Annotated in this window: 28 protein-coding genes; 21 read left to right on the top strand and 7 right to left on the bottom strand. The window is 46.9% G+C overall.

Annotated features, from left to right (window positions below; genetic code table 11):
* The first annotated feature begins 43 nt into the window (after positions 1-43).
* The 3 genes from BLU99_RS12410 to BLU99_RS01890 all read left to right on the top strand — a co-directional run bounded on the left by BLU99_RS12410 (position 44) and on the right by BLU99_RS01890 (position 1,752).
* Positions 44-187 carry a LicD family protein gene (locus tag BLU99_RS12410; protein WP_091899477.1) on the top strand — a complete coding sequence of 48 codons (144 nt, stop codon included), beginning with the start codon at positions 44-46 and terminating at the stop codon, positions 185-187.
* Positions 188-288: 101 nt separating this feature from the next.
* Positions 289-651, top strand: coding sequence for an acyltransferase (locus BLU99_RS01895; RefSeq protein ID WP_091899918.1), 363 nt, complete (start codon positions 289-291; stop codon positions 649-651).
* Positions 652-660: 9 nt separating this feature from the next.
* On the top strand, positions 661-1,752 hold the full coding sequence (locus BLU99_RS01890; RefSeq protein ID WP_091899476.1) for a sugar-transfer associated ATP-grasp domain-containing protein: 1,092 nt from the start codon (positions 661-663) through the stop codon (positions 1,750-1,752).
* 69 nt (positions 1,753-1,821) lie between these two features.
* Here the strand turns inward: BLU99_RS01890 and BLU99_RS01885 are convergent, their stop codons facing one another.
* The 6 genes from BLU99_RS01885 to BLU99_RS01860 form a co-directional block, all read right to left on the bottom strand.
* Positions 1,822-2,268 carry an N-acetylmuramoyl-L-alanine amidase gene (locus BLU99_RS01885; protein WP_091899475.1) on the bottom strand — a complete coding sequence of 149 codons (447 nt, stop codon included), beginning with the start codon at positions 2,266-2,268 and terminating at the stop codon, positions 1,822-1,824.
* Between the two features lie 516 nt (positions 2,269-2,784).
* Complete coding sequence (locus tag BLU99_RS01880; protein WP_176771005.1) at positions 2,785-3,261, bottom strand: HU family DNA-binding protein; 477 nt, start codon at positions 3,259-3,261, stop codon at positions 2,785-2,787.
* Between the two features lie 361 nt (positions 3,262-3,622).
* A complete protein-coding gene (locus tag BLU99_RS01875; RefSeq protein ID WP_143065693.1) occupies positions 3,623-3,802 on the bottom strand; it encodes a hypothetical protein in 180 nt (59 codons plus the stop codon).
* A 174-nt stretch (positions 3,803-3,976) separates the two neighbouring features.
* Complete coding sequence (locus tag BLU99_RS01870; RefSeq protein ID WP_091899473.1) at positions 3,977-4,687, bottom strand: DUF6371 domain-containing protein; 711 nt, start codon at positions 4,685-4,687, stop codon at positions 3,977-3,979.
* Positions 4,688-4,724: 37 nt separating this feature from the next.
* On the bottom strand, positions 4,725-5,837 hold the full coding sequence (locus BLU99_RS01865) for an AAA family ATPase (RefSeq protein ID WP_176771004.1): 1,113 nt from the start codon (positions 5,835-5,837) through the stop codon (positions 4,725-4,727).
* Positions 5,830-6,165, bottom strand: a complete 336-nt coding sequence (locus BLU99_RS01860) for a hypothetical protein (RefSeq protein WP_144006072.1) — start codon at positions 6,163-6,165, stop codon at positions 5,830-5,832. The genes BLU99_RS01865 and BLU99_RS01860 overlap by 8 nt, the downstream gene beginning before the upstream one ends.
* A 388-nt stretch (positions 6,166-6,553) precedes the next feature.
* Here BLU99_RS01860 and BLU99_RS01855 point away from each other — a divergent pair, with 388 nt between their 5' ends.
* From BLU99_RS01855 to BLU99_RS12130, 16 genes are all read left to right on the top strand, one after another.
* The gene (locus tag BLU99_RS01855; RefSeq protein WP_091899470.1) at positions 6,554-7,864 is read left to right on the top strand and encodes a glycosyltransferase family 4 protein; all 1,311 of its coding nucleotides are present in this window, start codon (positions 6,554-6,556) and stop codon (positions 7,862-7,864) included.
* Positions 7,861-8,823: a glycosyltransferase family 2 protein gene (locus BLU99_RS01850; RefSeq protein WP_091899469.1), complete on the top strand. Its 963-nt coding sequence runs from the start codon at positions 7,861-7,863 to the stop codon at positions 8,821-8,823. Before BLU99_RS01855 ends, BLU99_RS01850 begins: the two co-directional genes overlap by 4 nt.
* A gap of 76 nt (positions 8,824-8,899) precedes the next feature.
* A complete protein-coding gene (locus tag BLU99_RS01845; RefSeq protein ID WP_144006071.1) occupies positions 8,900-10,177 on the top strand; it encodes a glycosyltransferase in 1,278 nt (425 codons plus the stop codon).
* 119 nt (positions 10,178-10,296) lie between these two features.
* The gene (locus tag BLU99_RS01840; protein ID WP_091899467.1) at positions 10,297-10,905 is read left to right on the top strand and encodes a sugar transferase; all 609 of its coding nucleotides are present in this window, start codon (positions 10,297-10,299) and stop codon (positions 10,903-10,905) included.
* Between the two features lie 332 nt (positions 10,906-11,237).
* Entirely contained in the window at positions 11,238-12,329 is a 1,092-nt protein-coding gene (locus tag BLU99_RS01835) for a nucleotidyltransferase family protein (protein ID WP_091899466.1), read from the top strand.
* 61 nt (positions 12,330-12,390) lie between these two features.
* Positions 12,391-12,735, top strand: coding sequence for a hypothetical protein (locus BLU99_RS01830; protein WP_091899465.1), 345 nt, complete (start codon positions 12,391-12,393; stop codon positions 12,733-12,735).
* The gene (locus BLU99_RS01825) at positions 12,716-13,216 is read left to right on the top strand and encodes a DUF2335 domain-containing protein (RefSeq protein WP_091899464.1); all 501 of its coding nucleotides are present in this window, start codon (positions 12,716-12,718) and stop codon (positions 13,214-13,216) included. The genes BLU99_RS01830 and BLU99_RS01825 overlap by 20 nt, the downstream gene beginning before the upstream one ends.
* A gap of 301 nt (positions 13,217-13,517) precedes the next feature.
* Positions 13,518-13,742: a DUF3791 domain-containing protein gene (locus BLU99_RS01820; protein ID WP_091899463.1), complete on the top strand. Its 225-nt coding sequence runs from the start codon at positions 13,518-13,520 to the stop codon at positions 13,740-13,742.
* Complete coding sequence (locus tag BLU99_RS01815; RefSeq protein WP_091899462.1) at positions 13,739-14,218, top strand: DUF3990 domain-containing protein; 480 nt, start codon at positions 13,739-13,741, stop codon at positions 14,216-14,218. Before BLU99_RS01820 ends, BLU99_RS01815 begins: the two co-directional genes overlap by 4 nt.
* Positions 14,215-14,430 (top strand): RNA-binding protein, encoded by a 216-nt coding sequence (locus BLU99_RS01810; RefSeq protein WP_091899461.1) that lies wholly within the window; start codon positions 14,215-14,217, stop codon positions 14,428-14,430. The genes BLU99_RS01815 and BLU99_RS01810 overlap by 4 nt, the downstream gene beginning before the upstream one ends.
* A gap of 265 nt (positions 14,431-14,695) precedes the next feature.
* Positions 14,696-15,223, top strand: coding sequence for a hypothetical protein (locus tag BLU99_RS01805; RefSeq protein ID WP_091899460.1), 528 nt, complete (start codon positions 14,696-14,698; stop codon positions 15,221-15,223).
* Between the two features lie 51 nt (positions 15,224-15,274).
* A complete protein-coding gene (locus BLU99_RS01800; protein WP_091899459.1) occupies positions 15,275-16,138 on the top strand; it encodes a DUF2589 domain-containing protein in 864 nt (287 codons plus the stop codon).
* Between the two features lie 25 nt (positions 16,139-16,163).
* Positions 16,164-16,943, top strand: a complete 780-nt coding sequence (locus tag BLU99_RS01795) for a hypothetical protein (protein WP_144006070.1) — start codon at positions 16,164-16,166, stop codon at positions 16,941-16,943.
* 47 nt (positions 16,944-16,990) lie between these two features.
* Positions 16,991-17,563: a DUF2589 domain-containing protein gene (locus BLU99_RS01790; RefSeq protein ID WP_255397406.1), complete on the top strand. Its 573-nt coding sequence runs from the start codon at positions 16,991-16,993 to the stop codon at positions 17,561-17,563.
* A gap of 17 nt (positions 17,564-17,580) precedes the next feature.
* A complete protein-coding gene (locus BLU99_RS01785; RefSeq protein ID WP_091899456.1) occupies positions 17,581-17,820 on the top strand; it encodes a hypothetical protein in 240 nt (79 codons plus the stop codon).
* A 117-nt stretch (positions 17,821-17,937) separates the two neighbouring features.
* A complete protein-coding gene (locus BLU99_RS12130) occupies positions 17,938-18,354 on the top strand; it encodes a hypothetical protein (RefSeq protein ID WP_144006069.1) in 417 nt (138 codons plus the stop codon).
* On the opposite strand, the gene BLU99_RS01775 is transcribed toward BLU99_RS12130, so the two are convergent.
* Positions 18,351-18,752: a LytR/AlgR family response regulator transcription factor gene (locus BLU99_RS01775; protein ID WP_091899454.1), complete on the bottom strand. Its 402-nt coding sequence runs from the start codon at positions 18,750-18,752 to the stop codon at positions 18,351-18,353. The two genes, BLU99_RS12130 and BLU99_RS01775, sit on opposite strands and share 4 nt — an antisense overlap.
* A 312-nt stretch (positions 18,753-19,064) precedes the next feature.
* Between BLU99_RS01775 and BLU99_RS01770 the strand changes: the two genes are divergently transcribed.
* Complete coding sequence (locus BLU99_RS01770) at positions 19,065-19,775, top strand: Fic family protein (RefSeq protein ID WP_369807687.1); 711 nt, start codon at positions 19,065-19,067, stop codon at positions 19,773-19,775.
* A gap of 487 nt (positions 19,776-20,262) precedes the next feature.
* Positions 20,263-20,580, top strand: a complete 318-nt coding sequence (locus BLU99_RS01765; protein WP_036909573.1) for a helix-turn-helix domain-containing protein — start codon at positions 20,263-20,265, stop codon at positions 20,578-20,580.
* Positions 20,581-20,665 lie beyond the last annotated feature (85 nt).

Below are 20,665 nucleotides of genomic sequence, written 5' to 3'. Positions count from 1 at the left end.
CAATAGAATGTAAGAGATTACTTTTGAGGAGTCAAAGTTAATCATGCTAGATACTTTAAAAAGTATTGATAAATGCTGTCGTGATAATGATATAAAGTATTCTCTTAGTTGGGGAACTATGATTGGTGCTATTAGGCATCATGGGTTTGTTCCCTGGGATGATGATATTGACTTAGTTATGTCATGACCGTGCATTAGTTGTTTTTTATTATGATAACAAATCTAAGGGAGTATTTGTGGCGTAAATTAGTAAGACTTTATCCATGTTACTTACGCAAAGTATATAAGATGGATATAGGAAGGGATGTTCAAATTTCTTGGAAAGCCCATCTGGATAAATCTGTAAATCCTCGTGGTATTCATATTGGCGATGGTACACACATCGTCAATGGTGCTATGATATTAGCTCATGACGCATGTAGAAGATTGAAAACAGATACTTATATTGGTAAGGATAGCCTAATTGGAGCTCGCTCTATCATACTGCCTGGAGTAACCATCGGAGACTCCTCGATAGTTGCTGCAGGAGCAGTTGTAACCAAGGATGTACCACCAAATAGTGTTGTTGCAGGTAATCCCGCAAAATTGGTCAAGAAAGGTGTCGTACTAAAGAAGGCCAAAATTATCAATGATGGTGAAAGAATCAAATGATATTTAGATATGGGTATAAATAATCGACGTATCAAGGCATTGGTGGCTAATCTCGCTTATTCTGTTGTTGGCGATAGAGTCGTTTCGTTATTAGGTATAACAAATTTATTTGCAAGATTAAAAGTTATTCTTTCAAAAAGGAGTTGTCTTCATATAGCGAAAAAAGAATTTAAGAAAGGCTCCGCGTTAGGCAACATTGAGGATTATAAACAGGCATTGAATAAGCACTGGTTTTCATATAATGAATATGCCAAGCAATATGAGATATATAAAAAGACTGAAGAGGAAAGAAATGAATATATCTCAAGACTGAAAATGGCTTACTTTCATCGTAGATATACTCCGGGGACAATAAAGGGGGTATTTAGAAACAAGAAGTTGTTCCTCACGGCATTTAGTAAGTATATTCATAGAAAGTGGATATATGCTCCAGAAACATCATATGTTATTTTTTCTGAGATGACTTCAGAATATGATTGTATTGTTAAACCATGTGATGGAAAACTAGGAAAGGGCATTTACAAGATTTACAAAGATGATGCTTCCAAAGACGTCAGAGGGTTGTACGATTCTTGTGTGAAAGATAGAATGTTGGTGGAACAATGTATTGATTCATGTGAAGAACTCAAAGCATTTCATCCCCAAAGCTTAAATACAATTAGGGTGGTTACTGTATCAAATAAGGAAAAATCGGAAGTATTTGGGAGCTTTCTTAGAATGGGTGTGGGAAATAGTGTCGTAGATAATGCGCATGCTGGTGGTGTTTTTGCTCAGATAAATATTAAAGATGGTACGATAGAAAGTGATGGAATTGATACAGATGGCAATAGGTATGAATGTCATCCGGATAGTAATATCAAACTGAAGGGCTATAAAATTCCTCAATGGGAGGCAATTGTTTGTACATGTTGTGAGGCAGCTAAGTTGTATGGAAATACATTAATGGGCTGGGATGTGGCGATAAATAGTAATTATGATGTTGAATTTGTCGAGGCGAACTACGGACCTGATTTTGATGTGATGCAATCTCCACTTCAGGTTGGCGTAAAAAAGAGAATCTGCGACAAAATTAAAGAGTATAGCGGTATTGAACTGAAATAGAAAATAGTGGATTGCAAAGAGATTAGTATAGAAGCATCCCCAGCCTACAACAAGGCTGGGGATGCTTGGTTAGAGGGCACTTTTTGGCTGGAGGGAGGCGTAGTAGGTGCTGGGGATAAAACAAGGGCAGGACTTGACGACGTGGGGGAGTTCGCAGTGACCGATGATACGGGCATCGGGATATTCCTCGCGAAGGTCCTCCAACAGTTCATACATCGCCTTCTTCTGGGCCTCAGTGCGGGTGTCGGCAGGATGGCCTTTGGCATCGAGACCGCCCTCGTAGCAGATGCCGATAGAACAGCGGTTGTATTTCCGGGCATGTGCCCCTCGGATATTCTCGGGCAGGATTGAGACAATCTCACCATCCATACGGATATAGTAGTGATAGGATGGTTGCCCGAAGCGGGCGTTGCCAGTTGCTATCAGTGATTCAGGGCTGAATGCTCTGTCACAGCGTGTGGCACTACAGTGGATGATCAGGAGTTTCACGTCCTCACGGTTTAACTTTCTCTTCATATGCAGCTTTGTATGAGGAACGTTGACACAAAGGCGGTGATCACCGTAATGATAAAATGGCCGATTTTATCAGCAGGAATATTTTTGAAAAGTTTCATTTTTATTAAAATTGAAATTTTAAAATATTTGCAGGGTTGCACCCTGCTTGTTTGTTCTCTTTCTTCGGCGCGAAGAAAAGAACCAAAAGAAGCATCCACCCCCACTAAATCTCCCCCTATATGGGGAGACTTAACCGCTCCTCCTGTCGCTCTTACATTAAGGTACGCTCAGACCATCCGCTCGACCTCTGGTCGCTTATATGAGCGAAGCGAGTCTTAAGAAAGGTCTGGCGTGTTTTTTTATTGGCTGCGCAGAGTGTTTATTGAGGGGGGGATAGTGTTTTTGGGGTGGAAATATAGAAGGGAACTGCTGGGAGCAGGCTGCATTCAAGGCTGTGTGTTGGATGGTGTTCCTGTGCATGGACAGGCTGAGTAGCCTTTGCATCACCCAGGACTGGCGGGCAGTTCCCTTCACTGATTAGTTGCCGGTGGAGGTGGCGGCGTTCACGGCGTTGTCGTGGGTCTCCTCGAAGACCACATCCTTGATGAGGGTCTTGGCCACGACGTACTTCTGCTTCACCTTGCCGTTCTTGTTCTCCTGACCGACGACGACACGCTCAGTCTCGGGCTGGAAGAGCACGCGGCGCGAGGTGATGGTGGCGGCACCGCAGTCCTCCTTCTTGGCGACACCGATGCTGGAGAAACCGACCTTGAAGATGCCGATGCCGGTGAGGTGGACCTTCTGGCCGAGCTCGAAGTAGTGCTTCATGGCCTCGCCCAGCTCAGTGAGCACGGCGATGATGTCGCTTCGCTTCACACTGGCCTGCGACTGGATGTAGTCGGCCAGGTCCTCGGTCTCGATGAACTTGCTGTCGTACACGGCCTGGGCGTAGTACTTGCCGTAGGCGACCGACTCGGGGTTCTTGTTCTGACTCTTGATAAACTTCTGTGACATGTGAATAAATGATTTAGTTAAACATAGGCCGTTGATGCCGAGGGGGGATCTTTGGCTTAAGGAGATGCCTTCTATGAGCTATCCGGATAGGCTCTATGGGTCATGGAGATAGGGTCTATACCCCTATAGGGATTATCTCCATGAGTCGTAGATGACGTCTCTTTCACCGAAAGGGATTATCTCTTTCACCCTTACTTGGGGGGTGCTCGGCCCGCTGGCGTTATCGGTTACAAAGGTACAACATTTCAAAGAGCGATTTTCCGTAGTAGGGCGTAGTAGGACGCAGAAGGACTTACTTTTCCTTACTTGGTCGTGGAAGGGTCACTACCTTGCTTCGACATGCTCAGCAACCGTGGCCATTCTAGGTGTCGCCGAGGTCGATGCAGAACTTGTCGCTGATCCACTTGACGATGACGGGGGGCAGTACGATCATGCCGGGCCTCAGACCCAGAGCTTCCAGCTCCTGACGGAAAGGACGGCACCAGTTGGTAAGGGTTTTTACAGAGACGCCGGCACGGTGGGCGATTTGTTGACGGGTCATGGACTTCATGAAGTTAAGAGTTAAGAATTAAGAGTTAAGAGTTAAGAGTTGAGAGGAGTTATGAGTTAAGAGTTAAGAGTTAAGAATTAAGAATTAAGAGTTAAGAATTAAGAGTTAAGAATTAAGAGTTAAGAGTTGAGAGGAGTTAAGAGTTAAGAATTGGGAGGGGTGGGGTTAGATGAAGGTTAGGAGGTCTGAGGGGGGATCAGCGGGGTGACCGAGGTCCAGGAACTCTATCAAGTCGATCTTGGCGGCTTTCTGGGCTGGGGTGGCTCGCTGCTCCAACAAGGAGCTGATGGTGACGGGATGACCGAACACGTCGCTGGCGGCCTCGGCGACCTCATGCCAACGGCGATAGGCTGTGCCCTCCGGATCGGTGTCGGGGAAGAGTATCAGCTGCAGGTCTTCCAGCGGCATCAGCTTCGAGACATTGAGCTCCGTCAGTCCGCCGGAGGCCATCCACAGATAATCGGGAAACAGCTCGGAACAGATGACGGCGGTCTTCTCGGCCTCGACAATCGCGACGGTCTTCGGGGCGTTTCCTACTTGTGGATAGAAGTCGGGCGACAGGAGGTGGAGACCGAAGAGACAGTGCTCTGACTTATGGTCGGCGGGGATGCTGAGGTGCTGCCGTCTCATACGACTGACAATCCAGTCGGGGGTATGGTCGTGGTCACGGTGACAGTCGTCTCGGTAGAACATGATCTTACCGTCACGCACCTTTCCTTGGCGGTCGGCCTGCCAGAAAATGACACCGCCGTCGTCGGAGGTGGTGAGCTGATAGCGGATGGCTGCATGGAGCATCTGGTCGTCGGTGAGATAACCGTTGGCGACGGCGGCCTGACAGAACAAGCTTGAGGTGTCCCCCTTTATACTGGCCCCCATTAGGGGGCTTAAGTATAAGGGGGCCTCGGCTAATCTGTCAGTCTGGGAATAGGGTTGATTGTACTGGTTCATGTTGATGGGGGGTGTTTTGACGTTCTGGATTTAGGGTGTAGATGATTCGGCCAACATGGTCGCGTGACTTGAGGATGATGCCGAGGTTAACCGCCAGTGCCATGATCTCATGGTACTGCTTGTAGTGGTTGATATGACCAAGTTTCATGACACGATCCTGCAGCTCTTTATACGACAGAATGGCTCCTTTGGCGAGGGCTTGGGAGTAGAGGTCGAGGATCTCGTCGGTCGACATCTTATGGGCCAGCTTCTCGTAGTCAACAGGCATGCCTACCTGTCTCGGCAGACCGTCGTCGCCGACGGTGAAATACAGGCGGTCGACGATGTCATACTTCCGGGTGTGGGTCTGCTCCAGGGCGAACGTACGGTTGGCATCTTTCTCACAGACATACACCTCGAAGGCTTTATTGGTCAGCTCGGTACCAATCCAACCACGTAGGTTGCGGTCTTCCGATGACTTGTTCTGGTGAAGCACACAGACGATGCAGCAGGCCGTCTTAGACGCCAGTCGCATGAGGCGCTCGACGATCTCCTGAGCCAGGACGCCGTCGTTGATGTCGTCGACAAGGTCGCGGATGCCGTCGACGATGACCATGTCGGGACGGTAATGCCCGACAGCCTGTTCCAAGAGTCCCATACGTTGCTTCCAACTGGTGGATCGTACGTTGAAAATATCAAACAGGTTGGCATGATAATTCTCCGGACCAACCATCGGGATGATTCGGTGACGGAGAATGTCTTGTGTCGACTCCTCGCTCTGCTCAGTATCATACCAGAGCACCCGCATCTGGGGCTCTGGCTGACGACTGAAGCTGAGCACATCTGAACGGGCACAGCAGCTCATTAGCATCGAGGTGACGAAGGTCTTACCCGACTTCGCCTTGCCGGTGATGGCCACCAGCTCGCCACGCGGGAAACAGGGTCGTCCGAACAGTCGGAAGAGGAAGTCCATGGTAGGCAGTTCCTTCTCAGGGGTGATGCGTAACTCCTCCAGGAGCAGCATCTCTGGTGTGAGACCGGACGTCTCGCCGGCATGCGAGAGCTCGATCTCCACCAGATGAAAGGCCTGACTATCCATTGGTCTCCTTCTTGGATTGTTTTTCGGGCTTCTTCTTGGCGTGGGCGGCGTTGATCTGGTCGCCATACTCCTCGGCTATCTGCAGGATTTGCACACGCATGGCCTCCCACAGACGGTTAAACTGCGACTCGTTGACCACCATCGCGAAGTTGATGATGATACGGAGCAGTCGGAGTCCCCTCATGTACGATAGCCGTTTGATAGTTAGCTCCTGACGGTTGAGACGACCGTTGCTTGAGATTTTCAACCTGAGGCCACGGCTTTCCTTGGCCTCGAACATCATGATCACGGGTTTAAAAGAGATAAGGAAAACATGAAAATCTTTCATAGTTTTCGTTTTTTAGTTAAAGGGTTTATTGGTTGGTATTATACAGAGGAGACTTTCTCCACTGCAACCTCAATGTTAGAACACATTGTATTGGTGGTGCAAAGATACACAATTTTGACATATAATTGTTAGAACATGTCTTAACAATTTGAGGTGTGATGATGCTCTTTTAACGTAGATTAACATAGTCCTGCGGTCTCTATGCCCCCATCTGCGGTCCCTGAGCCCCCCAATCTGCGGTCCCTGAGCCTGTCGAAGGGACGGAGCTTGTGCTTCGACAAAATTATAACGCCTTTTCTAACCTCTTTCTCAGATTTTATTTGTACCTTTGCAGGCGTTTTGAAAAAAAGGAGGATAAAAAAGGCTAATTTGCAGCAAAGAACGAGATATGAAAATTATCATAATTGCCAATTTTCCTTCTGCCCTTAATGGAAAAGAGATAAGTGGCCGTTTCCTCTATTTAGGGGAGATGCTATGTGAAAGGGGGCATCAGGTTGAGATGATTGTCTCTGATTTTAATCATACGTTGAAGAGTCATAGAGCTGAAGGCAGTATTAATCATCAAGCTTATCAGACCAAGATTACTGTATTGCATGAGCCTGGATATCCTAACAATATCAGTATAAAACGGTTATGGAGCCACTATCAGTGGGGACTGAACGTAGGACGTTATCTGAAAAGCATAGAGAAACCTGACGTGATCTATTGTGCGCTGCCTTCGCTGACAGCAGGCGTCATGGCTGCAAAGTATTGCCAAAAGCATGGTGTGAGGTTTGTCATTGATGTGCAGGACATCTGGCCGGAGGCATTCGAGATGGCCATCAGAAACAAGTTGTTGCAAAAGGTATTCTTGCCCATCAGATGGTATGTGAATAAGGTGTATCGTGCTGCAGATACGGTCGTGGCCGTCAGTGAGACTTATGCGGCACGTGCTCTGTCTGTTAATAAGAAAACGGATAAGGGTGTGATCGCTTTCTTGGGTAAGGATAAGGAGTTGTTTGATGAGTTCAAACAGTCGGGGAAGGTATATCATGCTGCGGTTCCCCCCTCAGCGGTATGCCCTTCGACAAGCTCAGGGACCGCTGATGGGGGCTCAGGGACCGCAGAAGGGAATTGCTCAGAGACCGCCGCGGATGCTGAGCCTGTCGAAGCACCTGTAAAGATCGCGTATGTCGGATCGCTGGGCTATAGCTATGACCTGCCTGGCGCCATCCGAGCCATCGATATCTGCCAACGGATGGACAACATGCCACATCTCCAGTTTGTCGTGATGGGCCGTGGGCCGCTCCAAAAGAAATTTGAGGATTATGCCCGTGAGGTCGGCATCGACTGTGTGTTTACAGGATTCATGCCTTTCTGCGACTTGGTGGCTACGATGTGCAGTTGTGACATCGTCGTCAACCCAATCCTTGAATGCGCTGCGCAGAGTATTACCAACAAGGTCGGAGATTATGCGTTGTCGGGGCTACCTGTTGTCAATAGTCAGCTGAATCCTGAATATCGCCAGTTGGTGGATGACTATCATTGTGGTATCAACTGTAAGGTGGCTGATGCTGAGGATATGGCCAGGGCGCTTGCCACGCTCATCAAGGATCCTGCCCTACGAAAGGAGATGGGGGCTAATGCCCGCAAGCTTGGCGAGGAAAAGTTTGACCGTCGTACTGCTTACCAGAAGATTGTTAAGATGTTGGAGTCATGAGAATATCTGTTATCATACCAGTCTATAACGTGTCGGCCTATATCGAACGATGCGTCAGGTCGGTCATGGACCAGACTTATAGCGACATTGAATGTATCATCGTGGATGATTGTACGCCGGATGATAGCATCACGAAGTGTGAACAGCTGATAACGGCATATGATGGACCGATATCGTTCTCTATTGTGCGTCATGAAAGGAATAGGGGCTTGTCTGCTGCCAGGAACACGGGCACGGAGGCGGCTACGGGCGATTATGTGGTCTATCTAGACAGTGACGATTCTATCACGGATGATTGTGTCGAGAAGCTTGTACGGCCGATCGAGAGGGATGCGTCGATAGAGATGGTGATAGGCAACAATATGAATGACTCTAACGGCCATCGGTCTCATCGTCAGCAACAGGAGCGTGAACTCGGTTCCCGTGACGCAATCCGGGATTTCTTTTTCTGTCAGAGGGGCTTTATCGTGCATGCTTGTAACAGACTGGTGAAAAGGGATTTCCTGATCCGGAATCATATCCAATTTGCTGAAGGACTGTTGTGGGAGGACAATCTGTGGACGTTCTATCTACTGAAGCATCTCAGTCATATCTACATCATTCCCGACCTGACGTATGTGTATTACTGCCGTCCATGTTCCATCACTACAGGGACAGCCAGTGATAAGAAGGCTCATCATTGGCAGTTGGTATATGGGGATATCGCTCAGCACTTCACAGAAGGGGAGAGTGGGAAAGAGGCCAGGTACTTCATCAGGTATATCTGTCTGCAACTGATTCGTATCCAGAGAGGACAGGATATCTATCAGATCTCTCGTCCTTATCTGAAGGCTTTGCGTCATGACCGCTATTGTAAGGAATACATCGTTTATTCCATCATCGTTTTTATGACAAGGTTCGGCTTTGGACGGTCTCTCCTTTCTTATGCCGTCCAAAAGATGTTGAATCGCCGTTCATAGCTTTCAGCGGTCCCTGAGCCTGTCGCGCTCGAGCTTTGCTCGCTTGGATCGTCCAAGAAGGGAAAAATTCTACGCCATGCAAAACCGCATGGCGTTTTTTTTTTGCTCAAAATTTGATAGTTACAAAAAATTACATTATCTTTGCCAACAGTTCCAGGTGAAACACTTCATGCACTCGAACATACAAATGAGAATATTGTTTGTTACCCGCGGTTTCCCTTCAAAGGAGAATCCTATGCCTGGCAATTACGAGGCCGTTCAGGCTCAAGCGATTGCCGCGAAGGGACATGACGTGTCTGTGATCGCCATCAAATGGAAGAATCCTCTCCATATTCTTGAGCGCAACAGGGTGAACCATCGGGTGGTAGATGGCATTCATATTTATGAGTGCATAAGAATAAAGATGTCAATCCCGCATATATATATCCCAAAATTGGAACGATGGGTTAGACAAAGGCAGTTTCTGAGTGTGTTCCGTCAATATGTGAAAGAAAGAGGCATGCCTGATGTCGTGCATGCTCATATGATTCTTTATGCCTCACCTGCTATGGTATTGAAAAAGAAATATCATTTGCCTGTCGTGATTACGGAGCATTGGAGCCAGATGAAGGAAGAAAGGACGTATAAACGAGTTATGAATGATACATCAGCTTATAGCCAAGCAGACCAAACGATATGTGTTTCTGATGCTTTGGCTGAGAGCGTTAAAAAGAAGTGTCATGTAGATAGTATTGTCATTCATAACATGGTGAGTGATCTGTTCTTCAAATCTCGCAAGATAGATTATCTGAATGGCACATTTCGGTTTATGGCAATTGGTGCTATGCGTAGAAATAAGAGGTTTGATTTGCTGGTAGAGGCATTCTATCGATGCCGTTTCCCCGATCATGTGACTTTGCAGATTGTCGGAGATGGAAAGGAACGGCCTTTGATAGAAAGTATGATTAAGCAGTATCATCTTGAACAACAAGTGAGGCTGGTGGGGCTGAAGACACCTGAAGAGGTCAATGAGCTGCTTGGTCATTCTGACTGTTTGGTTCTGTCCAGCCGTATAGAGACATTCGCCATCGTGCTTATAGAGGCGATGGCAAAAGGCCTTCCTGTCATAGCCACGAGATGCGGTGGGCCGGACACCTTCGTCCGTCCGGAAGACGGCCTCCTTGTTCCTAATGAAGACGCGGAGGCGTTGGCCGGGGCCATGACGTATATGAAGGATCATTATCAGGAATATGATGCGGAGGAGATCCGACAACATTGTCACGACAATTTCTCTCAGGATGTCATCGCGGATAAGATAATTGAGGTATATAAACAAGCAATGTCGTCTCCACGACAAGATCCGGTTGGGGGCTAAATCTACGTCATGCAAAACCGCATGGCGTTTTTTTTTGCTTAAAATTTGATAGTTACAAAAAATTACTTTATCTTTGCCTGCAGTTACCACCAGTCTTTGGGGTTAAAATAATAAATAACATGTACAAACACTTTTTCAAGCGTTTTTTGGATTTCTGGATCTCGCTCTTTTTCGTGATAGTTAGCTCACCAGTATTACTGGTGGTTACGATATGGTTACACTTTGCCAATAAGGGCGCAGGGGCCTTCTTCCTGCAGGAGCGTCCGGGAAAGGATGCCAAGATTTTCAAAGTCATTAAGTTCAAGACGATGACGGATGAGCGGGATGCAGATGGGAATCTGCTACCTGATGAGGAACGACTGACGAAAGTGGGGCGGTTTGTCAGATCCACCAGCCTTGATGAGTTACCGCAGCTGATTAACGTGCTGAAGGGGGACATGGCGCTGATAGGACCGAGACCGTTGCTGCCGCAATACCTGTCGCTCTATTCACCAGAGCAGATGCGCCGTCATGAGGTAAGGCCGGGCATCAGTGGTTGGGCGCAGTGTCACGGGCGTAACGCCATCTCGTTTACGGAGCGTTTCAAACTGGATGTGTGGTACGTGGATCACTGCACACTCCTGACAGATCTGAAGGTGATATGGATCACACTGAAGAAGGTAGTGAGGCGTGATGGTATATCAGAAGAGGGCCAGGCCACCATGGAGCCGTTCAATGGGAAGAATTAATTACCCCGCAAAGAGATTAGCATAAACGCATCCCCAGCCTACAATAAGGCTGGGGATTTTTGATATATCATCTTTTAAGTGGCTATAGATGCAAGGTGGACAATGACAAATCGCAATATACTGCGATTTTTGCAAATTTCAATAGCCGCAGAGGATTAAAACTGCTAAAAATCGCATTTTCAGGGGCCGCAGACTCTGGGCTTGGGGAAAGAAAATATCGGTATTATGATGGCGTTTTCAAATCTTTTGCTTAAATTTGCAGCAATATTCTGTCCGGGATCAAATGGGACTCGGTCGTTTTATGTATTAGCACTTCATATGTTTCAAACATCATGGCAAAAGAATTTCCTGAGGATGTGAATGAGGGACTGGCGTGGCTCCGGTTCTCCTTGTCGCAGCAGGCGGAACAGCCTGTGGTGACCGACTGGGAGGCGCTCTATCAGTTTGCGAAGAAACAGCGGATTCTCGGGGTGTGCGCTCCTTTCCAGTATCAGGTGGAGATCGGACAGCAACTGCTCTTCCAGTGGCTTGCGGAGGTTCAGCAGATCAAAGGCTATAATGCGCTGCTGAACAAAAGGGTTATCGAACTGTATCGTGTCTTAGAGGGCGACGGGTTCCGGTGTTGTATCCTGAAAGGGCAGGGGAACGCGGAGATGTACCCTGAGCCGTCGTCAAGGATGTCCGGGGATATCGACGTGTGGGTGGATGCCGACAAGGAGACTCTCCAGCAATATGTGAGAAGCCGCTTCCCGGATGCGAAGGCGTGTTTTAAGCATATCAAGTTCCCGATATTTAAGGATGTGGAGGTGGACGTGCATCTGACACCGCTGAAACTGTATACTCCTTGGCTCCAGAAAAAGCTCCAGAGATGGATTAGCGAAAACAAGGAAGTGCAATTCAATCACGAGGTTATGCTGTCGGGCACGGACATGCCCATCCATGTACCGACGGTGCAGTTCAATGCGGTCTATCAGTTGGGACATATCATGATTCATCTGTTTGACGAGGGTGTTGGCTTCCGGCAACTGATCGACTACTATTATGTGCTGAAGAAGGCGAAGGAGCTCTCGGCAGAGGAGCGCCAGGAGATCGTTGACACATGGAAGCGTCTGGGCATGTACCGACTGGCTACGGCGGTGATGTGGATAGAGTATGAGATCCTCGGTCTTCCTGAGGATGCGTTGTTGGCCTTCCCGCATCAGTCACGTGGCAGGTTGCTCCTGGCGGACATCCTGGAGGGTGGTAACTTCGGCCATTACAGTGTCCGTCGGGAGTATAAGAGGAGTGGGAAGGTATTCTCGAAGCGGGTCTTGTCGCTGCTCCGCTTATTGCGGTTCTCACGGTTCTTCCCCAGCATGACGTTCTTCAGCATCATCTACAGAACGATTACCGTCCTCCGCCTTTCTGTCAAGAGAGTAATTTAGGAAAAATTAATTGATTTGTTATTTCTAAATCAATTAATTATTGTATCTTTGCAATAGGAATATGAGAATTGTAACAATAAAAAAAGGAGTATCCATGTCTGTGACAAAGAAGACGTCTTCGGAATCTCTAAAGGGGATGCCGGTTGTTTATAATTCCCCTAAGGCAATTAAGGGACTTAAATTAAGACGTCATCCAGTTCTTTCCACAAACATAAGACTTAGTCATCATCCTTTCCTGAAAGGTGTTGGCAGTCTTGGCAATTTGCTTGGAAAGAATCCTACTCTGGAGGAATACTTGCGTGGCTCTGATTTCCAGGACATGGTTGTTGATTGGAACTGTGTTGGAAATGATTTAAGTGTTGCTGTTGCTAAAGTAAGGGAGAGATATGGCAAAAAAAGAAAATAAGGATATATTAGAAAAGAAACCAGCAGATGTCGTTCAACAAGAAAATAAACCTGTTGATGTTTCTGAGTTTATCCAAAGCCTCCCTAAAGACAAAAGAGGAATCGCAACCCAGTTAATTGTGGGTATTGCCGAATCTCGTGTTTTCCAAGGTCCATTACCTGCTCCTGAGGATTTTAGGGAGTATGAAGCGATTATGCCGGGTATTTCTCGTGAGATAGTTGATATGGCCAAGAATCAGCAAGCTCACAGGATGGAATTAGAGAAGAATATCGTTCGTAACGAAATTATACAAAGTTCTCGAGGCCAGATAATGGGTTTCATATTAGGCCTGATGTGCCTGGTCGGAGCTTTGGTGGCCGCATATCTGGGCGTACCCAAGTTAGCGTATCTGTTGGGTGGCACTACCTTGTTAGGCGTGGTCGTCGTATTTGTTTTGAATAGACTGCCATGGACGTCTAAGAAAAAGGAAGAAGAGGAATAGAAAAGCATTTCCCCACAATAAGATAACAGTATCCCCCGGCTTTCTTGGCTGGGGGATACTGGTTTTAGAGGGTTGGGGCTAGAGAGACTTATTGCCGGGTCACTACCTTGCTTCGACAAGCTCAGCAACCGTGCCCCTATGCTCAGCAACCGTGACCCTCTCTGCGGTCCCAGAGCAATCTCCCTCCTTGCGGTCCCTGAGCCTGTCGAAGGGACTTTTCAGCAATGATAAAGTTAAAAAGGATTAATTCACAAACAGAATACTGGAAAAAAACGTATTTTTGCAGTGAACAACGAAAAATATGGAAGTAAGAATAGAAGACAAATTAGCTTATATCATTGCCATCGTGAATGATTTTGCTGCGAGATTCTCCTTGAATCCTCAGCAGGCGTATCGCTACCTGAGTCGTTTTAAGGGAATAGACTTCGTTGATGAGTTTTATGACATTGAGCATACACAGTCGTTTGAAGACGTTGTGGACGATCTGGCGTTGTATTGCAGAAAGAATGGAGGAGCACTGGCATGATATTGTATCACGGTTCGAACATTGAAATTGATACCATTGACTTTGACAAATCAAAGCCTGGTAAGGATTTTGGTATAGGTTTTTATTTGTCGGCAGATGAGAAACAGGCCCAGGAAATGGCAGCTAAGAAAGCTTTGCTTCTTGGGGGAACGCCGGTTGTAACTCGTTTTGAGTTTGATAAGGAAGGAGCTCTGATTGACTCGAACCTGGATTACAAGCAATTTGAAAAATATAGTATAGAATGGGGAGAGTTCATTAAGTCAAACAGAGACAATAAGACGAGGACGCAGATTCATAATTATGATATCGTATATGGGCCAATTGCCAATGATACGGTTGGCTTCCAGTTGCGTCGACTTAATGCTAAGATTATAGATATTCCGCAGTTCGTGAAGGAAATTCAACGTATGGGTGGTGAGACTTATCAGTTCTTCTTTGGTACAGAAAAGGCGATCCAATATCTTAAGAAGCTATGAACGAGACATTCATGATAGAAGAATTGGTGAAGGAACTGTCACTGAGATTGATGTCAGAACGTGGGATGTCAATGAGAGAAGCTTTGGATATGGTGTATAACTCTGAAACGTATGCGAAGATTCTGGATTTGAGAACAGGTTTGTTCTCGCAGAGTACTGTATATGTGTATAGTATCTTAGAAACAGAGATACTAACAGGAAAACTTGGATGACGTTTATTCTTTTACGTCAAAATACTTTGTTTTTTGGGGGGGAATATTGATTTACGCTCGATTTAAATGTCGAGCGTTTAGATTTGTATTCCTCAGCAACCGTGACCCCAATGTCGAAGGGAAATGGGTGTTGGGTGGATGAATCTGTCGTTGGGTGGATAGTGGGGGCGTTTTTGATGTAGTTCTTCTATATTCGCACTATCAACGTTGATAGGCGGAATCCGAAAAGCCTAAGAATGAGTAGGAGAAACTAAAAATCTTAATTATGGATGAATTGATTAAAATCCTGGAGGAACTTTATTCGGAAGTGATTAATGGGTCTTTTCAGGCGAAACTGAATGAACTTCATGAAACACAATTTGAATGTAGTCGTTTCTATCGTGGTGATAACCGAGATGAAAGTGTCATTAATGAGGTCGGCTTTGCTCCTATAAGTCAGGCCAGTGAGGCAGGCATCATTAATTTCCTGGGTGCTGTCGCATCTATCAAGAAAAAGAGCTTGGCACAGCAACTTGCCATGTGGAACCAATTCAGAAGCTCTTTGGAAACAGCAAAATTTGGCGAATTTTTTGTTTCAACCAGTTTTACGGATGCTCAGGAGGGGGAATACAGATACATCATATCATTTCCCGTGAATATTGTGTTCTATGATGTCATCAGATTGGCCAGTGGACCAATTTCCATTGGTATGTATGATCATGAAGGCATCCGAATACGCGTATTGAGGTTGAATAAGAATGAGGCAGTCTTTCTTGATCCAATCCCTGCGGCTTTTATCCAGGCAGATAAATGATAGAAGCCAACTATTTTCAAACAATAATTAATAACCTAACATTTTAAACTTATGGCATTAGATTCATCACCGTCGCAGGTGGCAACCAGTGCGTTGCAGGCGATACCATTTGGTTCTATTATCGGAGGACCACTGAAGGCTTGTATTGAAGCGCAGGCTATGGCTGCGCAGACATCATGGCAGTTTATCCAGGAGGTCGGACTGAATACGGATACTTCCGGCAGAAAGGAGGCTGTAAACGTGACTTTCGAATTCCTACAGAATGGCCGAAAGTCTAAATTGAACGTCCCTCTGCTGACAATCGTGCCGATTCCGTACATCGCTATCCAGACCATTGACATCAACTTCAAGGCGAATATCTCCGCTTCTGCTTCTTCGGTCTCGGAAACATCGTCTTCTGAGAATCTTGATGTGGGAGGAGAGATCACGGCTAAGTTTGGGAAAGGTCCGTTTAGCGTTGAGGCTAACATCAAAGCTAATTATTCGTCGAAGAAGGACTCTAAGGCGACGCAAGAATCACAGTATAGCGTGGAATACACGATGGACGTGGCTGTTCATGCTGGACAGGACAGTATGCCGGCTGGTCTCGCCAAGGTTCTCGAACTGCTCGGAAACACGCTCGATGTGGTTAATCCGGATGGTGAACTTGAGGTGAGTGATACCTCTCTCGTCGTGCCTGCCAACGGTTCTGTCAAGCTGATTGCTACCTATAAGAATCCTGACGGTCTCTACAAACCCGATGATATTACGTTAAAACCGGATTCGGCTTCTGGCAGTGAAATAAAAGGAACGGTTGACGGTACTAACATGGTATTCGATCTGAATGCTACCAACTGTGCTGATGGATACTACATCGTTTCTGCCGGTGACAAGAAGACGGTTAAAGTCAATGTGCAGATGGCCAAGACATCGTGATGTTTTAACTAAGTAATGTTATCTTATGGCTCAATTAAGTTCTATTATCAGCTCTGTCCTTCGGGATATGGTCTATGCGCAACATCAGGCAAACATGTACGCCGTGTCTCTCGAGGATCTGTACCGTAAGGATGAACGACTTGAAAACTTTGCCTTGCCTTCTGTGGCGATGGGCGAGATCGAGTTCTCTCTCCAGTATGGTGTGACGGATGCTGCCGTCAATGTCGAGCAGTATGAGATCAACTATCCTGTCATGCGTGGCATGATGAAGGACGTGTCAAACTCGTGTGCCGACTTGTTGCTAAGTAGTGCTATGCCTGTCTTCTATGATGCTCTTCCACCCAATAACGCTGAGGTGGACCTCGTGATGGGCTCATTAGGTGACGACATGAAGAAAAGGCGTGATTTTAGTGCTTTTTTGAGCCGTAAGATGATGAGGTCTCTGCAACAGGAGTCAACGGCCATCATCAATGACGACGGAACGTTGAACCAGTCAACCATATTGAAGGTTATCCTCGATGTAGGCAACAGGTATCTGCTGAACCAGGAGGATATCAAGGAGATCCTTGACCAACATGGTCATGATGACTTCAAGGAAAAGGCTTTGGATTCGATGAGGACGGCCGTGGAGAACGGGTTGCCTGCCTTGCTGAAGGATGTCAATGTGATGCGAAAGCGGATGGTACCGTCGGTGGATGTGTGCGTATCATCGGAGGAACTGTCGAAACTACCGGAAGAGGCTATCCACACCTTACGTTTCAAGGTGTCGCCGAACAATATCAATCTTTATATGAATGAGGAGTAATTTTTGTGCGTATGAAAACGGTTGTCAAAAATGCAAGTAGGCAGATCATGGAACTGAAAGATTTGATCTCAGGTCCTTTGGTCGCAACGATTGATGCGGATAGCATTTCTGCCAGAAGGTATCTCAGTTATTTCTATGAACTGGCTTTTGACTCCTATAACCACGTGACAGGCGAGGTCGGCAATCTGAGGATGCTGGAGTTCACTTATTCCGTACAGGAGGGGAGGGTTACGCAACAGAAAAAAGCTTCCATCCCGCTGATGACTCTGGTGCCGTTGCCTTTGCTTCAGGTCAAGGAGGCTGACTTCGATTTCGATATCCAGATTATCGATGCGCTGGATCCTGACGATCATTCCACGTTCTCACTGAGGGACAGGGGGGACAACGCCGCACCGAAGCAGGAGGGGGTGAAGCTCAGGGTGTCTATGGCTGCGTCACGTATAGAGGGGGATGCAGAAAGTAAGATCAGACAGGGACTGGCTGCGAATATGAAGGTGAAAGTGAAGATGCGACAGGCGGATATGCCTGGCGGACTGTCTAACCTGTTGAATCTGGCAACCAACAATCTACAGGTGGCGGATGTGGTTGAGAAGAAAGAGGAGCCCCAGAAAAACGAGTAAATAAACAAAATAGTCAAATGGAAACAAAAGTAACAACAACTTCTCAGGCACAGCAACGTGTACCGGGCTTCGCTTGTCCGCGTTGTGGTCAGTTCATGCCTGTTCCTATCCAACAGCTTCTGCATCATAGCAGCTTGGTTTGTCCGTGGTGTCATCAACGGTTGAATATCGACCGACATGCGTCTGCGAAAGCGCTTTCTATACTGGCCAAGGTCGAGGAGGCCCAACAGAGGGTCAATAACGCCGGTTCTATCTAACCGTTAGTGAGGAAGATGTCGTTGATTCGTACATGGGGAAACTGGATCAGGTCGGTGTTCAGGCTTTTGTTTCGGCGGGGGTCTGGAAGACGCGAAAATGATCTCTATATCGAAACATTGACAGAATACCTTCTCCAGCGTTCCCCTCTGCGTTCCCTGAGCTTGTCGAAGGGTATACCGCAGGGGCACGGCCTTGTGCTTCGACCTGCCCTTCGACAAGCTCAGGGACCGCTCAGCACCCGCAACGCCCCTGGTCATCGCCGCTGGAAAGGGACGGTGTTATCTTTGACGGAGGCCTATACCTTTCTCCTGAACCTCCCTGGCGTTTGTCTCTCCCGTGTCGAGTGTTATATGATCGCCGACCGTCTGGTCTATCAGGTCCAGATCAATCGCCAGATGGAAATCATTATGCGGGAACATACGAAAGGCTTTGACAGGTGGGTCTGTCTGACGCTTCTTGAAAGCAAGAAGCCGAGACTGCAAATCAGGTTGCGTTTATGCGAGGTGGAGACTCACGAGTTGGTCAGTTATTAGCATGATGAGCTCTTTTTAACACGTTTCCTCGAGCCAATCAGCACGAACGCTTCTTCAACATTATAACGGTATTCCCTGCCAATGTTGAGTTCAACACCATTGTCCATTCTTATCATGTTACCGGCAAATAAGGTGACATGCTCGATGTTGATGGCATAGGAGCGATGGATACGTACAAACAGAAGAGGGTTCAGGTCCTCTAACACTTCGCACATGGGGATAGATACAATCTTCTTTCCGTTGTTCGGGGAAAGATGTATGTAACAATAGCTTTGTTGAGCCTCCAAGTAAATAATATCATGAATGCTGACTCGTTTGTAGCCCCATTCACTCAAAATAAAGACGTGTTCGCTGAATATTCGCTCAACCTCATGGACAGATTTCTTCTCCTCCTCCATACATACGAGATATAGTTGATTATTTTATTAACTGGATTGTGTTGGCATCTCTAAGTATCGTAAGATATCTTGTTATGTTTACCTAAGTTACAAAATTCGACAAAAAATCTGATATATGCAAGAATCTTTATCTTTTTTTTTGCCTGCCATCTCCCTGAGCTTGTAGTCCCTGAGCAATCCCCCTCCATACATTTTTATTCGTTTATTTGGTGGGATAGAAGAAAATGATTATCTTTGCCCACGATGTTCGAGAAAGAGATTGAACAATACGAAAGCATCCGACAGGAGTATCAGAGGAAAATCTCAAAGAGGATGAGTCAGAAACAGTGGATGGAATACAACGAGATTCTGTTCTCTGCTCATTCTTGTGCCATTGAGGGAAACTCGTTTACGGTCGATGATACGAGGATCCTCAGGGAACAGGGTATGGCGATGGTGCCAGTGGGGCGCTCGCTTCTGGAGTGTACGGAGATGGCGGATCATTTCCGGGCGTTCGACTATATGGTGACTCACTTGGATCATGCCTTCGATGAGATGTTGCTAAAGGAGATCAATCGTCTGGTGACGGAGCACACCTTAAGCTATCGTGTGCCTGATGCTGTTGCCGGAGCTTATACAACAGAGGATATGGCTGCTGGAGATACGGTCTTCGGCAATCATGAGGAACTGATCGCTCGGGTGCCGAAACTGATGGCGTCAACATGTCGGGCACTTGATGATGGACAGCATCCGATGGTCGTGGCTGCCAAATGGCATGGGTATTATGAATATCTGCATCCTTTCCGCGATGGTAACGGCCGGACGGGAAGACTGTTGTCGAACTTTATTCTTCTGAAGACTGGTCATCCTCTTTTGATTATCAGGATTGAAGATCGCGCAGCTTATATCTCGGCCTTGAAACAGATACGTACCGAGGGTACGGATGAACATCTGGTCGCTTTCTTCTTTAAGACGGCCATCGACCGAATGACTAGTGAACTGGAGCAGAAGCGTAAGAACTCTCTGCCCACGATGTTTTTCTAGACTGCCCTTACTGTCTCGCACTCCCTGAGCTTGTCGCGCTCGAGCTCTGCTCGCTTGGCTCGTCCAAGAAGGGCCATTCTCACTTGCGTCAAGAGTGGCGGCATAGTGCAGGGTTATACCCTGCGGGTTCACCAACAACCCCAACCCCTTCTTGTCCTTAAGAAGGGGCTTCGAACCACTCCCCAAACCCCTCGCCAATCGTTGGCAAGGGGCTTAACCGCTCCTCCTGTCGCTCTTACATTAAGGTAAGCTGGGACCATCAGAGGTCCCGCTTGTCACTCTCGGCTGGCGCATTGATGATGGCGCAGCACCCGCGACGTTCTTTGTGCTTCGACAGGCGCAGCACCCGCAACGCTCGGTGATCGTACTCTTGTATTAACAGGAAATGTTAAATAATGATATAAAATAGCAATATATTTGCCATAACTTATCATAAAATAAATAAAAACCTTTATATTTGCACACATAATTAAGTGTTGTGATTGTTATGGGTAAAACAACAATGGGTACAAAACTACCCCGTAAACTGGAACAGAAGATGCAGACGGTGGGCGAACAGATAAAGCTTGCACGACTGCGAAGGAATCTAAGTGTGGCACAGATCGCGGAACGTGCGACTTGCTCTCCGCTGACTGTGGCACGAATAGAGAAAGGTGCCCCGACAGTTGCTATGGGTATCTATCTCCGTGTGCTTTATGCTCTTCAACTTGATGATGATATCCTACTACTGGCACAGAAAGATGAGATGGGGCGTGCCTTGCAGGACCTCGCTCTCAAACATCGTGAACGCGCATCGAAGAAATAGTGAAATCTGAGGCACCGAAAGCCCTTGACGGTTTTGAACTATATAAACTCACCATAAGGTTGAGAATTCTGTTGATTTGTTGTAT

The organism is Prevotella sp. lc2012 (assembly GCF_900107065.1).
Taxonomy (GTDB): domain Bacteria; phylum Bacteroidota; class Bacteroidia; order Bacteroidales; family Bacteroidaceae; genus Prevotella.
Note: the sequence above shows the minus strand (reverse complement) of the source record. Positions and strands in the feature narration are given on the sequence as shown.

What these genes read in the sequence shown, in the direction of transcription:
- BLU99_RS01845 (WP_144006071.1), top strand. Translation starts at nt 8,900, where the DNA reads ATGCAAAACCGCATGGCGTTTTTTTTTTGCTCAAAATTTGATAGTTAC.
- BLU99_RS01895 (WP_091899918.1), top strand. Translation starts at nt 289, where the DNA reads ATGGATATAGGAAGGGATGTTCAAATTTCTTGGAAAGCCCATCTGGAT.
- BLU99_RS01795 (WP_144006070.1), top strand. Translation starts at nt 16,164, where the DNA reads ATGGCTCAATTAAGTTCTATTATCAGCTCTGTCCTTCGGGATATGGTC.
- BLU99_RS01885 (WP_091899475.1), bottom strand. Translation starts at nt 2,268, where the DNA reads ATGAAGAGAAAGTTAAACCGTGAGGACGTGAAACTCCTGATCATCCAC.
- BLU99_RS01805 (WP_091899460.1), top strand. Translation starts at nt 14,696, where the DNA reads ATGGATGAATTGATTAAAATCCTGGAGGAACTTTATTCGGAAGTGATT.
- BLU99_RS01880 (WP_176771005.1), bottom strand. Translation starts at nt 3,261, where the DNA reads ATGTCACAGAAGTTTATCAAGAGTCAGAACAAGAACCCCGAGTCGGTC.
- BLU99_RS01785 (WP_091899456.1), top strand. Translation starts at nt 17,581, where the DNA reads ATGGAAACAAAAGTAACAACAACTTCTCAGGCACAGCAACGTGTACCG.
- BLU99_RS01765 (WP_036909573.1), top strand. Translation starts at nt 20,263, where the DNA reads ATGGGTAAAACAACAATGGGTACAAAACTACCCCGTAAACTGGAACAG.
- BLU99_RS01875 (WP_143065693.1), bottom strand. Translation starts at nt 3,802, where the DNA reads ATGACCCGTCAACAAATCGCCCACCGTGCCGGCGTCTCTGTAAAAACC.
- BLU99_RS01800 (WP_091899459.1), top strand. Translation starts at nt 15,275, where the DNA reads ATGGCATTAGATTCATCACCGTCGCAGGTGGCAACCAGTGCGTTGCAG.
- BLU99_RS01840 (WP_091899467.1), top strand. Translation starts at nt 10,297, where the DNA reads ATGTACAAACACTTTTTCAAGCGTTTTTTGGATTTCTGGATCTCGCTC.
- BLU99_RS01830 (WP_091899465.1), top strand. Translation starts at nt 12,391, where the DNA reads ATGAGAATTGTAACAATAAAAAAAGGAGTATCCATGTCTGTGACAAAG.
- BLU99_RS01860 (WP_144006072.1), bottom strand. Translation starts at nt 6,165, where the DNA reads ATGAAAGATTTTCATGTTTTCCTTATCTCTTTTAAACCCGTGATCATG.
- BLU99_RS01855 (WP_091899470.1), top strand. Translation starts at nt 6,554, where the DNA reads ATGAAAATTATCATAATTGCCAATTTTCCTTCTGCCCTTAATGGAAAA.
- BLU99_RS01850 (WP_091899469.1), top strand. Translation starts at nt 7,861, where the DNA reads ATGAGAATATCTGTTATCATACCAGTCTATAACGTGTCGGCCTATATC.
- BLU99_RS01810 (WP_091899461.1), top strand. Translation starts at nt 14,215, where the DNA reads ATGAACGAGACATTCATGATAGAAGAATTGGTGAAGGAACTGTCACTG.
- BLU99_RS01770 (WP_369807687.1), top strand. Translation starts at nt 19,065, where the DNA reads ATGAGTCAGAAACAGTGGATGGAATACAACGAGATTCTGTTCTCTGCT.
- BLU99_RS01815 (WP_091899462.1), top strand. Translation starts at nt 13,739, where the DNA reads ATGATATTGTATCACGGTTCGAACATTGAAATTGATACCATTGACTTT.
- BLU99_RS01790 (WP_255397406.1), top strand. Translation starts at nt 16,991, where the DNA reads ATGGAACTGAAAGATTTGATCTCAGGTCCTTTGGTCGCAACGATTGAT.
- BLU99_RS12410 (WP_091899477.1), top strand. Translation starts at nt 44, where the DNA reads ATGCTAGATACTTTAAAAAGTATTGATAAATGCTGTCGTGATAATGAT.
- BLU99_RS01865 (WP_176771004.1), bottom strand. Translation starts at nt 5,837, where the DNA reads ATGGATAGTCAGGCCTTTCATCTGGTGGAGATCGAGCTCTCGCATGCC.
- BLU99_RS01835 (WP_091899466.1), top strand. Translation starts at nt 11,238, where the DNA reads ATGGCAAAAGAATTTCCTGAGGATGTGAATGAGGGACTGGCGTGGCTC.
- BLU99_RS01890 (WP_091899476.1), top strand. Translation starts at nt 661, where the DNA reads ATGGGTATAAATAATCGACGTATCAAGGCATTGGTGGCTAATCTCGCT.
- BLU99_RS01825 (WP_091899464.1), top strand. Translation starts at nt 12,716, where the DNA reads ATGGCAAAAAAAGAAAATAAGGATATATTAGAAAAGAAACCAGCAGAT.
- BLU99_RS01870 (WP_091899473.1), bottom strand. Translation starts at nt 4,687, where the DNA reads ATGGGGGCCAGTATAAAGGGGGACACCTCAAGCTTGTTCTGTCAGGCC.
- BLU99_RS01775 (WP_091899454.1), bottom strand. Translation starts at nt 18,752, where the DNA reads ATGGAGGAGGAGAAGAAATCTGTCCATGAGGTTGAGCGAATATTCAGC.
- BLU99_RS01820 (WP_091899463.1), top strand. Translation starts at nt 13,518, where the DNA reads ATGGAAGTAAGAATAGAAGACAAATTAGCTTATATCATTGCCATCGTG.